Genomic DNA, 12879 nt, shown 5'->3' on the forward strand with positions numbered 1-12879 from the left:
AGATGGCTGACTACATCCTCGCGATCGACCAGGGCACCACCTCGTCGCGCGCGATCATCTTCGACAAGGCCGGATCGATCGTCTCGACCGGGCAGCTCGAGCACGAGCAGATCTTCCCGAGGGCCGGATGGGTCGAGCACGACCCCATGGAGATCTGGCGCAACACCGGCGAGGTCATCGGCCAGGCGCTGGGCAAGGTCAACCTGACCCGCCACGACATCGCCGCGGTCGGCATCACCAACCAGCGCGAGACCGCGGTGGTCTGGGACCGGACGACCGGACAGCCCGTCTACAACGCGATCGTCTGGCAGGACACCCGCACGCAGGACATCGTCGATCGCCTCGCGGCCGACGGTGGCGTCGAGCGCTTCAAGGCCAAGGTCGGCCTGCCGCTCGCGACGTACTTCTCGGGCACGAAGATCGTGTGGATCCTCGAGAACGTGCCGGGTGCGCGCGAGAAGGCCGAGGCCGGCGACCTGCTCTTCGGCACGACCGACACGTGGGTGCTCTGGAACCTCACCGGCGGCGTCGAGGGCGGCGTGCACGCGACGGATGTCACGAACGCGAGCCGCACGATGTTCATGGATCTCGAGACCCTCCAGTGGGACGACGAGATCCTCGCCGCGTTCGGCGTGCCGCGGTCGATGCTGCCCGAGATCAGGTCCTCGTCCGAGGTGTACGGTGTCGCCAACGAGCACTCGCTGCTGCGCGAGACCCCCATCGCGGGCATCCTCGGCGACCAGCAGGCCGCCACGTTCGGCCAGGCCGCGTTCGAGGCCGGCGAGGCGAAGAACACCTACGGCACCGGCAACTTCCTGATCTTCAACACGGGCGAGGAGATCGTCCACTCGAAGAACGGCCTGCTCACGACCGTCGGCTACAAGCTCGGCGACCAGCCCGTGCACTACGCGCTCGAGGGCTCGATCGCCGTCACCGGGTCGCTGATCCAGTGGCTGCGCGACAACCTCGGGCTCATCTCCTCGGCCTCCGAGGTCGAGGAGCTCGCCAAGTCGGTCGAGGACAACGGCGGCGCGTACTTCGTGCCGGCGTTCTCGGGCCTCTTCGCCCCGTACTGGCGTCCGGACGCGCGCGGCGCGCTCGTGGGCCTGACCCGCTATGTGCACAAGGGGCACATCGCGCGGGCGGCCCTCGAGGCGATCGCGTTCCAGACGCGCGACGTCGTGGACGCCGTGAACGCCGATGCGGGGATCGACCTCACGGAACTGCGCGTCGACGGCGGGGCGACGGCCAACGACACCCTGCTGCAGTTCCAGGCCGACATCCTCGGCGTGCCGGTCGTGCGGCCGGTCGTCGCGGAGACGACCGCGCTCGGCGCCGCGTACGCGGCCGGCCTCGCGGTCGGCTTCTGGGCGGACCTCGAGGACCTGGCGAAGAACTGGCAGGAGGACCGTCGCTGGGAGCCGCAGATGGACGCGGCCGAGCAGGGCCGCCTGCTGCGCAACTGGAAGAAGGCGGTCACGAAGACGCTCGACTGGGTCGACGCCGACGTCCGCTAGTGTTCTGCGGGTCGAGGAGCGCGCGGTTCCGTCGCGCGCTCCTCGACCGGCATGGTCTGCGCGAGCAGCGGCGGCAGCTCGGCGAGCGTGCGGATCTCATGCACGCCCGCGGCCGCGGCATCCGCCGTGTCGAGTTCGGCGGGACGCGCACCGGTGCGGTTGATCCAGACGCCGATGAGCCCCGCGCGCGCCGCGCCGATCGCGTCGGTGCGCAGCCGGTCGCCCACGTAGGCCGCCGCGGAGACCGGCGTCGTCGCGGCGAACCGCGCGAGAGCCCGCTCGAAGATCCGCGGGTCGGGCTTCGTCACGCCCTCGGACCCCGATGCGATCAGGTGCTCGATGCGGCCGGGGTGCCCGACCTCGAGCCCCAGCCGGACCAGCTTGGCGAGCTGGAAGCCCTCCTCGCCGTTGGTGATGATGCCCATGCGCACCCCGGGGAGCGCCGCCTCGAGGGCCTCGAGCGCCGGTTCGACATCATCGTGGAGCGCCCACGACTCGCGATAGCGCTCGAAGTACCGGGCGAACCAGGCGCCGGCCTGCTCGTCGTCGAGCACCTCGCCGTGCGCGCGTGCGAAGTCGGCGGCACGCGCGCGGCGCTGCTGCTCGAAGGTCACCTCGCCCGAGAGGTAGGCGTGGTAGTGCCGTTCCTCGAGCTCGTGCCAGAGCGCCTGGGCGTCGGCCGCCTCGGCCCGGTAGCCGCGCTCGTCCAGATGGCGCAGGATGCCGGTCGCGACCGCCTCGCGGTGCGCCATGAGCGTGTCGTCGAGGTCGAACAGGACGACGGGCGCACCGCGGTGGTGGGGGGCGGTGCTCACCGTCGGCGCAGGAACCCGACGCGCTCGTACACCGTGGCGAGCATGCGCTCGGCACGCTCGGCGGCCTTGTCGGCGCCGATGGCGAGCAGGCGGTCGAGCTCGGCCGGGTCCTGCATGAGCTCGAGCGTGCGCTCGCGGATCGGGGCGACGCGTTCGACGACCGCCTCGGCGAGATCCTTCTTCAGGTCGCCGTAGCCGCGGCCCTCGTAGGCGGCCTCGAGCTCGGGGATGCTGCGCCCTGAGACGGTCGCGTAGATGTCGAGCAGGTTCGCGATGCCGGGCTTGGCCTGCGGGTCGTAGCGGATCTCGCGCTCGGTGTCGGTGACCGCGCTCCTGATCTTCTTCGCGATGACCTTCGGGTCGTCCATGAGGTTGACCAGGCCGGTCGGGCTCGACGCCGACTTCGACATCTTGGCGGTCGGTTCCTGCAGGTCGTAGATGCGCGCGGATTCCTTCGGGATCATCGCCTCGGGCACGACGAACGTGTCGCCGAACCGCGAGTTGAAGCGCCCGGCCAGGTCGCGCGTGAGCTCGAGGTGCTGCCGCTGGTCGTCGCCGACGGGAACGAGGTGCGTGCCGTACAGCAGGATGTCGGCCGCCATGAGCACCGGATAGGTGAACAGGCCGACCGTGGTCGCCTCGGCGCCGAAGCGCGCCGACTTGTCCTTGAACTGCGTCATGCGGCTCGCCTCGCCGAAGCCGGTCAGCGTGCCGAGCACCCACGCGAGCTCGGTGTGCGCGGGCACGTGCGACTGGACGAACAGCGTCGAGCGCTCGGGGTCGACCCCGGCCGCGAGGTACTGCGCCGCCGTGCGACGCGTCGCGTCTCGGAGCGCGGTCGGCTCCTGCGCGACCGTGATGGCGTGCAGGTCGACGACGCAGTAGATCGGGTCGTGTTCCTCCTGCAGGGCGACCCAGTTGACGAGGGCGCCGAGGTAGTTGCCGAGGTGGAGCGAGTCGCTCGACGGCTGCATGCCGGAGAAGACGACGGGACGTGCGGTGTTCATGCGGGTCCTCAGGGTTCAGATGGCGTAATCGACGACGACGGGGGAGTGGTCGGACCATCGCTCGTCGTACGCCTCGGCGCGGTCGACCGAGTACGCCTGCACCGCGTCGGCCAGCTTCGGCGTCGCGAGCTGGTAGTCGATGCGCCACCCGGAATCGTTGTCGAACGCCTTGCCCCGCCACGACCACCACGTGTACGGGCCGGGCACCTCTCCGGCGATGCGGCGGCCCACGTCGACCCAGCCGAATCCCGCGCCCGCGTTGTAGCGCTCGTCGCCCTCGGCGCCCATGAACCGGTCGAAGTACGCGCGCTCCTCGGGCAGGAACCCGGCGCGCTTCACGTTGCCCTTCCAGTTCTTGATGTCGAGCGTGCGGTGGCCCACGTTGAGGTCGCCGACGACGACCGCCAGCTCGTGGCCGGCGAGCTCGGCCATCCGCTCGCTCATCGCATCGAGGAAGCGGTACTTCTCGACCTGCTTGGGGGTGTCGGCCACGCCCGAGGGCACGTAGCAGCTCACGACCGTCACGATGCGGTCGCCCACCTCGTAGTCGGCCTCGAGCCAGCGGCCGGCCGTGTCGTGGTCGTCGGTGCCGAGCTCGACCCGGTGGATGCTCGCGCCGGCGCGACTCGCGATCGCGACGCCGGCGCGGCCCTTCGCGGTGGCCGGGTCGTGGAGGATGCTCCACTCGTCGCCGAGCAGCGCCGCGAGGTCGTCGGTCGAGGCCCGGACCTCTTGCATCGCGAGGATGTCGACGTCGCGCGCGGCGAGCCACTCGCCCATGCCGCGGCGGAACGCCGCCCGGACCCCGTTCACGTTGGCAGTGGCGATCCGGAGCGGGGACGGGGAGGGCATGCCTACGATCCTAGGTGAGCCCACCGTCACGCTCGGCCCGATGCGGCGCCCTTGCCGCTGCCCGCGCCCTTGGCGTTCTCCGCGCCCTTCGCGTTGCTCGCGCCGTTCCCGTTGCCGTTGCCGTTCCCCAGCCACGGGTGCGGCCGCTCGGGCGGCGGGGGCGGTGCGGCGGCGCGAAGGTCGTCGAGCTCGCGCTGCGCATGCGCGACGCGGCGGGCCGCGAGCGTCCGCTCGTACCATCGCGCGTCCGCGAGCTCGCGGGTCGCGCGCCGCAGCTTCACCGTGGCCGCCGTGACGAGCGCCTCGTGCTCGCGTTGCCGCCGCTCGGCCTCGAGCTGTTCGGCCGTGACGCGCCGCAACGACTCGTTGCGGTCCGCGGCCTCGACCGCGATCCAGGCTGCGGCGACGAGGATGATGATGCTGGCGATGCGGAACCACAGCAGCAGCGCGACGACGACGGTGAAGGTCGCCAGCAGCGGGTTGCCGCCCGCCCACGAGAGCGCCCACCCCCCGACCAGCTGCAGCACGCTGAGTGCCGCCGACCCGAGCAGCGACCCGGTCCACATCCGGCGCCACGGCATCTCGGCGCCCGAGAGGAACCGGAACATGACCGCGAGCGCGAGCGTGTCGATCACGAACACGACGATGAGGGCGCCGAGCTGGAGCGTCGCGCCCACGACGGGGGACTCCGTGGTGAGGTCGATGCCCATCAGGTTGAACACCCAGTCGAGGAACCCCGTCGCGACGATGGAGAGCACGGCGGCGACCAGGATGGCCAGGCCGAACATGAACGCGGCCGCGAAGTCGCGCGCCTTGAGGTAGAGGTACGCGCGGTCGTCCTTGGGCAGCCCGAAGATGCTGCGCACCGCCATTCGCGAGTACGTGACCCAGCCGATCGCGGTCCAGATGAGGCCGCCGAGGGCGACCGCACCGGTCCACCCGAAGAGGCTCGTGCTCGCGGTCGCCGCCTCCTGCAGGGCCTCTGGCGTGATGATCCCCTGCTCGCCCACGAGCCCCGGCGCGTAGGTGTTGATGAGCAGGTACAGCGCCTGCAGGGTGTCCTGGTCGTTGAAGAGCCAAATACCCGCGACCGCGAACACGATGTAGATCGCCGCGAACACCGCGAACAGCGACTGGTAGCTCATGCCCGCCGTGAGGAGGAACCCGTTCCGCGCGAGGAAGTGCCGCCACACGCGCACCGGGAACAGCGACATGGTGCGGCGCGTCAGGCTCTCGACCTTCGCGATGGGCTCGTCGAGGCGCTCGCGCACGCTCTCGGCGAGCTCGGCCGGCGAGGGTCGCCCGCGGTTGGGCGCCGGCGCCGGCTCGGGCGGCGCGCCCGAGGGAGCGGCCCCGCCGTTCCCGCGCCCCCGATCGCGATCGCTCACACGCTCACCCTAGCGAGCGCGTGGTCGGATGCCGACGGGGCCGAGGTCCTGCGAATCGAGCGCGTCGTCGTTCGGCGGGGACGACGGAGGGGCCGGTGCGCGATGCACCGGCCCCTCCGCACGTCGGTCGCGCGGACCTCAGGGCGTGCCGCGGAGGATCGCCTGCTTGACCTCGGCGATCGCCTTGGTGACCTCGATGCCGCGCGGGCACGCGTCGGTGCAGTTGAAGGTCGTGCGGCAGCGCCAGACGCCCTCCTTGTCATTGAGGATGTCGAGGCGCACCTTCGCCTCGTCGTCGCGCGAGTCGAAGATGAACCGGTGCGCGTTCACGATCGCGGCGGGGCCGAAGTACTGGCCGTCGGTCCAGAAGACGGGGCAGGACGATGTGCACGCGGCGCAGAGGATGCACTTGGTGGTGTCGTCGAAGCGGGCGCGCGACGCGACGTCCTGGATGCGCTCCTTGCCGGGCTCGGGCGTCGTGTTCGCCTGGAGGAACGGCTGCACCTCGCGGTAGCTCGCGAAGAACGGCTCCATGTCGACCACGAGGTCCTTCTCGAGCGGCAGGCCCTTGATCGCCTCGACGTAGATCGGCTTGGAGATGTCGAGGTCCTTGATGAGCGTCTTGCACGCCAGGCGGTTGCGGCCGTTGATGCGCATCGCGTCGGAGCCGCAGATGCCGTGGGCGCACGAGCGGCGGAAGGTCAGCGAGCCATCCTGCTCCCACTTGATCTTGTGCAGCGCGTCGAGCACGCGGTCGGTCGCGTACATCTCGACGTCGAAGTCCTGCCAGCGCGGCTCGGTGTCGACGTCGGGGTCGAAGCGGCGGATCAGGAACGTGACGGTGAACGCCTGCGTCGCGGCATCCGCGGCGCCGGACGACGTGGTTTCGAGCGTGGCGGTCGTCACGTCAGTACTTCCTCTCCATGGGCTGGTATCGGGTGATCGTCACCGGCTTCCAGTCGAGCCGGATGTGATCGGATGCGTCGGACGAGTGCGCGTCGCCCGACAGGTAGGCCATCGTGTGCTGCATGAACTTCTCGTCGTCGCGGTTCGGGAAGTCGTCGCGCATGTGGCCGCCGCGGCTCTCCTCGCGGTTGGCGGCGGAGGCGACGACCACCTCGGCGAGGTCGAGCAGGAAGCCGAGCTCGACGGCCTCGAGCAGGTCGGTGTTGAACCGCTTGCCCTTGTCCTGCACGGCGACGTGCTTGTAGCGTTCGCGGAGCCCGGCGATGACGGAGGCCACGTGCGCGAGCGACTCGCGCGTGCGGAACACCTGCGCGCCCTTGTCCATCTCGTCCTGCAGTTCCTTGCGGATGGCGGCGATGCGCTCGGTCCCGTCGGAGTCGCGGAGCGTCTCGAGCAGCGTGCGGACGCCCGCGGCCGGGTCCTCGGGCAGCGGCGTGAAGTCGACGTCCTTGACGTACTCGACCGCGTTGCGGCCGGCGCGCTTGCCGAAGACGTTGATGTCGAGCAGCGAGTTCGTGCCGAGGCGGTTCGAGCCGTGCACCGAGACGCACGCGCACTCGCCGGCCGCGTAGAGGCCGGGGACCACGGTGGTGTTGTCGCGCAGGACCTCGGCGTTGACGTTGGTCGGGATGCCGCCCATGGCGTAGTGCGCGGTCGGCATGACGGGCACGGGCTCGTACACCGGGTCGACGCCGAGGTAGGTGCGCGCGAACTCGGTGATGTCGGGCAGCTTCGTCTCGAGCACCTCGGCGCCGAGGTGCGTGCAGTCGAGGAGCACGTAGTCCTTGTTGGGGCCGGCGCCGCGACCCTCGGCCACCTCCTGGACCATGCAGCGGGCGACGATGTCGCGCGGCGCCAGGTCCTTGATGGTGGGCGCGTAGCGCTCCATGAACCGCTCGCCCGAGGCGTTGCGCAGGATCGCGCCCTCGCCGCGTGCGCCCTCGGTGAGGAGGATGCCCAGGCCCGCGAGGCCGGTCGGGTGGAACTGGAAGAACTCCATGTCCTCCAGCGGAAGGCCCTTGCGCCAGATGATGCCCACGCCGTCACCGGTGAGGGTGTGCGCGTTCGAGGTGGTCTTGTAGATCTTCCCGAAGCCGCCGGTGGCGAAGATGATCGCCTTGGCCTGGAAGACGTGCAGCTCGCCGGTCGCGAGCTCGTAGGCGACGACGCCCGACGGCTGCGGGACGCCGTCGACCTCGGTCATGACGAGGTCGAGCGCGTAGTACTCGTTGTAGAACTCGATGCCGAGCTTGACGCAGTTCTGGAACAGCGTCTGCAGGATCATGTGGCCCGTGCGGTCGGCCGCGTAGCACGCGCGACGCACCGGCGCCTTGCCGTGGTCGCGCGTGTGGCCGCCGAACCGGCGCTGGTCGATCTTGCCGTCGGGCGTGCGGTTGAACGGCAGGCCCATGTTCTCGAGGTCGATGACCGCGTCGATGGCCTCCTTCGCGAGGATCTCGGCCGCGTCCTGGTCGACGAGGTAGTCGCCGCCCTTGACGGTGTCGAAGGTGTGCCACTCCCAGCTGTCCTCCTCGACGTTCGCGAGGGCGGCGGCCATGCCGCCCTGCGCGGCGCCCGTGTGGGAGCGGGTCGGGTAGAGCTTCGAGATGACGGCCGTCCTCGCGCCCGGCCCGGCCTCGATGGCCGCGCGCATGCCGGCGCCGCCGGCGCCGACGATGACGATGTCGTACTGGTGGTAGTGGACGCCGTCGACGACCTTCGTCTCGACGTGGTTCTCGGTGGTCACGTGTCTCCTATGCGGCGGGGCAGAACGAGGGGAGGAGCTCGGCCGGCGATCCGGCGGGGCACGGGTCGAAGGTGAAGATCACCAGCGTGCCGAGCACGATGAGGACGATCGTGGCCAGCAGCAGCGCGCCCTTGAGGACCTTCTGCACCGCGCCGGGGCTCGTGTAGTCGTTGACGATCGTGCGCATGCCGTTCGCGCCGTGGATGAGTGCGAGCCAGAGGATCAGGAGGTCCCAGACCTGCCAGAACGGGCTCGCCCACTTGCCGGCGACGAAGCCGAAGTCGATGGCCTTGACGCCCTCGCCGTCGATGAGGTTGACGTAGAGGTGGCCGAAGATGAGCACGACCAGGAGCACGCCCGAGGCGCGCATGTAGATCCAGCCCCACTTCTCGAGGTTGACGCCCTTGCGAGGCGCCCGCCGGGCGGGGGTGCGCGGGGATTCGATGACGGTCATCTCGGCGCTCCTAGTGGCTGAAGACGTTGATCAGGTGCCGCGGGGTGAACGCCAGCATGGTGAGCACCCAGAGCGCGATCACGATGTAGAAGAGCACCTTCTGGTTCCGCGTCGCCCACGACCAGAAGTCGACCAGGATGACGCGGATGCCGTTGAAGGCGTGGAAGACGATCGCGCCCACGAGCGCGACCTCGCCCAGCCCCATGATGGGCGTCTGGTAGGTGCCGATGACCGCGTTGTAGGCCTCGGGGCTCACCCGGACGAGCGAGGTGTCCAGGATGTGGACGAGGAGGAAGAAGAAGATCGCGACCCCGGTGATCCGGTGCAGCACCCACGACCACATTCCCTCGCGGCCGCGGTAGAGCGTGCCGCCCGGCTTCTGCGCCGGCTCGGATGCGGTCGGGGTCCGTGTCGTCGTTGCGGACATGGACAACCCTCCTGGCGGTGTGCGTCGCCCGACTGCGGGCGTGACGGGACCGATGGCCCGGTTCCGAGTCTATCCCCGCCGCGCGGGTGCTCCGTTCGCCGCCGTGGCCGGTCGAGCCCGTCGCACTATCCTGAACGGATGCAACAGGCACCCCTCGACCGCTTCTACAGCGTCATCCCCGCCGGAGGCGTCGGCTCCCGGCTGTGGCCGCTGTCGCGCGCCGACGCGCCCAAGTTCCTGCACGACCTCACCGGGTCCGGGCAGACCCTCCTGCGCGACACGTGGGACCGCCTCGTGCCGCTCTCGGGCGAGCAGCGCATCATGGTCGTCACCGGTCGCGCCCATCGCGCGGCCGTCGAGGCGCAGCTGCCCGAGCTCGCCGACGAGAACATCGTGCTCGAGAGCGAGCCGCGCGACTCGACGGCGGCGATCGGCCTGGCCGCCGCCATCCTGCAGCGCCGGGAGCCTGGCGTGATCATCGGGTCGTTCGCGGCCGACCACGTGATCTCGGGCTCCGCGCTCTTCCGCGAGGCCGTGACCTCGGCGGTCGCCGCGGCCGACGCGGGCTACATCGCCACCATCGGCATCACGCCGACGGAGCCCGCGGTCGGGTTCGGGTACATCGAATGCGGCGAGCCGCTCGAGATCCCCGGCGCCTCCCACGTCTCGGCGGTGTCGAGCTTCGTCGAGAAGCCCGACCTCGAGACGGCCCGGGCCTACCTCGAGGGCGGCCGGCACCTGTGGAACGCGGGCATCTTCATCGCGCGCGCCGACCGGCTCCTCGAGGAGCTGGCGCGGACCAAGCCCGAGCTGCACGCCGGGCTGGTCGAACTCGCGGCCGCATGGGACGACCCCGCGACCCGCGGCCCGGCCGTGGACCGGATCTGGCCGTCGCTCGAGAAGATCGCGATCGACTACTCGGTCGCCGAGCCCGCCGCCGAGCGCGGCCGGCTGGCCGTGATCCGCGGCCACTTCCAGTGGGACGACGTCGGCGACTTCGCCTCGCTCGCCAAGCTCAACACGGCCGGCCGCTCCGGCGAGCTGGCGATCCTCGGCGAGCACGCCCGGGTCCTCTCCGACCAGGCGAGCGGCATCGTCGTGAGCCGCGCCGATCGCGTGATCAGCCTGATCGGCGTGCGCGATATCGTCGTGGTGGACACGCCGGACGCGCTGCTCGTGACCACGAGCGAGCACGCCCAGCGGGTGAAGGCCGTCGTGGATGCGCTGCGTCTCGGCGGGTCGAGCGACGTGCTCTAGGCACGGGAAGGCGGTCGGCGGATGACGCTGCGCAGGGTCCTCACGGTCGGGGTCGCGCTCGTCGCGACATCCCTCGCCCTCGCCGGATGCGGGCCGGCGCCCGAGGGCGGCGGCGGCGACGGGGCGCAGGCCGACGGCTGCGTCCGGATGGTGACGAACTCCGGCGGCCTCGAGGACCGCTCGTTCAACCAGTCCAGCTGGGAGGGACTGCAGCAGGCCGAGGAGGAGTACGGCGTCGAGGCCGAGGCGCTGGTCTCCACCGGCGAGACCGACCTCGAGCCGAACGTGCGGCAGGCCGTCGAGTCCGGCTGCGAGCTCATCGTCACCGTCGGCTACGAGCTCGCCCAGGCGACGCTCGAGCAGGCCGAGGCGAACCCCGACCTCGCGTTCGCGATCGTCGACGAGGTCGTCGACGCCGAGAACGTCAAGCCGGTCGTCTTCGACACGGCCCAGGCCTCCTTCCTCGCCGGCTACCTCGCCGCCGGCGTGTCGAAGACGGGCGTGGTGGCCACCTTCGGCGGCGGCAACCAGCCGCCGGTCACGCTGTTCATGGACGGCTTCGTCGACGGCGTCGCGATGTACAACGAGGTGCACGGCACGCAGGTGCGCGCGCTCGGCTGGGACAAGGCGGCCCAGGACGGCTCGTTCACGGGCGACTTCGAGGACGTGAACAAGGGCAAGGTGCTCACGGAGGGGTTCATCGACCAGGGCGCCGACGTCATCCTGCCGGTCGCCGGCCAGGTCGGCGAGGGCGCCGCGGCTGCGGCGCTCGAGCGCGGCGGCACGTCGATCATCTGGGTCGACAGCGACGGCTACGACACGCTGCCCGAGCAGTACCGGTCGGTGCTGCTCACGAGCGTGCTGAAGAACACGCAGCAGGCCATGGTCGAGATCGTCGGCGAGGTGGTCGACGACTCGTTCACCAACGAGCACTACGTCGGCACGCTCGAGAACGGGGGCGTGGAGATCGCGCCGTACCACGACCTGGAGTCGCTGGTCACGCCCGACCTGCAGGGCGAGATCGAGGGCATGCGCCAGCGCATCATCGCGGGCGAGCTGGTCGTCGAATCGCCCTCGACGCCCTGATCCGGGATGCAACGTCCCCCGCTCGGGGGTGGGCTCGGGCTGCTCATATGAGCAGAATGTCGCGGCTTCATAACCATTGACCGAACGGGCCGAACGGCCCGTGGCGCCCGCCGCAACATTGGGTAACGTGACTGCACGGTCCCCGAGACCCGTTCGGGGTGCAGTCTTATGGAGGACACTGTGACGTTCACGTTCAAGAAGGCCGCGTTCGGCGGCCTCGCGACGCTCGGCGCGGTCGCGCTGCTCGCCGGTTGCGCATCCGCGCCCGAGGAGTCGACCGACGGCGCGACCGAGGCGATCGACTTCCAGCCGTGCATGGTCTCCGACGCCGGCGGCTTCGACGACAAGTCGTTCAACCAGCTCGGCTTCGAGGGCATCACCAAGGCGGCCGACGAGCTCGGCGTCGAGGCGATCACCGTCGAGTCCCAGTCCGAGACCGACTACGCGCCGAACCTGACGAGCCTGGTCGACCAGGGCTGCGACCTGATCGTCACGGTCGGCTTCGCGCTGTCGGCGGCGACCGTCGAGTCGGCGCTCGCCAACCCCGACATCGAGTACGTCATCATCGACGACGCGGCCGACAACGACTTCGACGGCACGGTCGACTCCGAGAACATCAAGCCCATCCTCTTCGACACCGCGCAGGCGGCGTTCCTCGCCGGCTACGCGGCGGCCGACTTCACCACCACGAAGACGGTCGGCACGTTCGGCGGCATGAACTTCCCGACCGTGTCGATCTTCATGGACGGCTTCAAGCAGGGCGTCGACTACTACAACGAGCAGAAGGGCAAGGGCGTCACGGTCCTCGGCTGGGACGGCACCGACGGCCTCTTCACCGGCGGCTTCGAGGCGAACGACACCGCTCGCCAGGTGGCGCAGGGCCTGATCGACCAGAACGTCGACGTGCTGCTGCCCGTCGGCGGCCCGATCTACCAGTCGGCCGCCGCGGCGATCCGCGAAGCCGACCGCGACATCGCGCTCATCGGCGTCGACGCCGACTTCACCGAGACCGACCCGTCGGTCGCCGACCTCGTGCTCACCTCGATCCTCAAGGGCATCGACGTCGGCACGTACGAGGCGGTCCTCGCGGCCGGCCAGGGCGAGTTCGACGCCACCCCGTTCATCGGCACGCTCGAGAACGAGGGCGTGGGCATCGCGCCGTTCCACGACTTCGAGTCGAAGGTCTCCGACTCGCTCCAGGGCGAGCTCGACGACCTGAAGGCCGCGATCATCGCGGGCGACGTCCAGGTCAAGTCCTACCTCGCCAACGCCGAGTAAGGACGACCCACGACTGATCGGGGAGGTCGGCGCGAGCCGGCCTCCCCGATCGGCGTTCCACCGCGCATCCGTCGGTGCCGCTCAA

General features: G+C 70.3%; 12 protein-coding genes. 4 read left to right on the top strand and 8 right to left on the bottom strand.

What is annotated here, in order from left to right:
- The first annotated feature begins 2 nt into the window (after positions 1–2).
- Positions 3–1517 (top strand): glycerol kinase GlpK, encoded by a 1515-nt coding sequence (gene glpK / locus JOD46_RS07810; protein ID WP_204393101.1) that lies wholly within the window; start codon positions 3–5, stop codon positions 1515–1517.
- On the opposite strand, the gene JOD46_RS07815 is transcribed toward glpK, so the two are convergent.
- From JOD46_RS07815 to sdhC, 8 genes are all read right to left on the bottom strand, one after another.
- Complete coding sequence (locus JOD46_RS07815) at positions 1514–2332, bottom strand: HAD family hydrolase (protein ID WP_307834957.1); 819 nt, start codon at positions 2330–2332, stop codon at positions 1514–1516. The two genes, glpK and JOD46_RS07815, sit on opposite strands and share 4 nt — an antisense overlap.
- The gene (gene trpS / locus JOD46_RS07820) at positions 2329–3339 is read right to left on the bottom strand and encodes a tryptophan--tRNA ligase (protein ID WP_204393103.1); all 1011 of its coding nucleotides are present in this window, start codon (positions 3337–3339) and stop codon (positions 2329–2331) included. Before trpS ends, JOD46_RS07815 begins: the two co-directional genes overlap by 4 nt.
- A gap of 15 nt (positions 3340–3354) precedes the next feature.
- Positions 3355–4191: an exodeoxyribonuclease III gene (locus tag JOD46_RS07825; protein WP_204393105.1), complete on the bottom strand. Its 837-nt coding sequence runs from the start codon at positions 4189–4191 to the stop codon at positions 3355–3357.
- Positions 4192–4217: 26 nt separating this feature from the next.
- Positions 4218–5579: a YihY/virulence factor BrkB family protein gene (locus JOD46_RS07830; protein ID WP_204393107.1), complete on the bottom strand. Its 1362-nt coding sequence runs from the start codon at positions 5577–5579 to the stop codon at positions 4218–4220.
- Between the two features lie 138 nt (positions 5580–5717).
- Positions 5718–6485, bottom strand: coding sequence for a succinate dehydrogenase iron-sulfur subunit (locus JOD46_RS07835; protein WP_204393109.1), 768 nt, complete (start codon positions 6483–6485; stop codon positions 5718–5720).
- Position 6486: 1 nt separating this feature from the next.
- Positions 6487–8292 (bottom strand): succinate dehydrogenase flavoprotein subunit, encoded by a 1806-nt coding sequence (sdhA, locus tag JOD46_RS07840; protein ID WP_204393111.1) that lies wholly within the window; start codon positions 8290–8292, stop codon positions 6487–6489.
- Positions 8293–8299: 7 nt separating this feature from the next.
- The gene (locus JOD46_RS07845) at positions 8300–8746 is read right to left on the bottom strand and encodes a succinate dehydrogenase hydrophobic membrane anchor subunit (RefSeq protein WP_204393113.1); all 447 of its coding nucleotides are present in this window, start codon (positions 8744–8746) and stop codon (positions 8300–8302) included.
- A 10-nt stretch (positions 8747–8756) separates the two neighbouring features.
- Positions 8757–9173 carry a succinate dehydrogenase, cytochrome b556 subunit gene (sdhC, locus tag JOD46_RS07850; protein ID WP_204393115.1) on the bottom strand — a complete coding sequence of 139 codons (417 nt, stop codon included), beginning with the start codon at positions 9171–9173 and terminating at the stop codon, positions 8757–8759.
- A gap of 138 nt (positions 9174–9311) precedes the next feature.
- Here sdhC and JOD46_RS07855 point away from each other — a divergent pair, with 138 nt between their 5' ends.
- The 3 genes from JOD46_RS07855 (at position 9312) to JOD46_RS07865 (ending at position 12794) form a co-directional block, all read left to right on the top strand.
- Positions 9312–10430, top strand: a complete 1119-nt coding sequence (locus tag JOD46_RS07855) for a mannose-1-phosphate guanylyltransferase (RefSeq protein WP_204393117.1) — start codon at positions 9312–9314, stop codon at positions 10428–10430.
- A gap of 21 nt (positions 10431–10451) precedes the next feature.
- Positions 10452–11516: a BMP family lipoprotein gene (locus JOD46_RS07860; protein ID WP_204393118.1), complete on the top strand. Its 1065-nt coding sequence runs from the start codon at positions 10452–10454 to the stop codon at positions 11514–11516.
- Positions 11517–11696: 180 nt separating this feature from the next.
- Positions 11697–12794, top strand: a complete 1098-nt coding sequence (locus JOD46_RS07865; RefSeq protein ID WP_307834958.1) for a BMP family lipoprotein — start codon at positions 11697–11699, stop codon at positions 12792–12794.
- Positions 12795–12879: the final 85 nt, after the last annotated feature.

This window comes from Agromyces aurantiacus (genome assembly GCF_016907355.1).
GTDB classification, from domain to species: domain Bacteria; phylum Actinomycetota; class Actinomycetes; order Actinomycetales; family Microbacteriaceae; genus Agromyces; species Agromyces aurantiacus.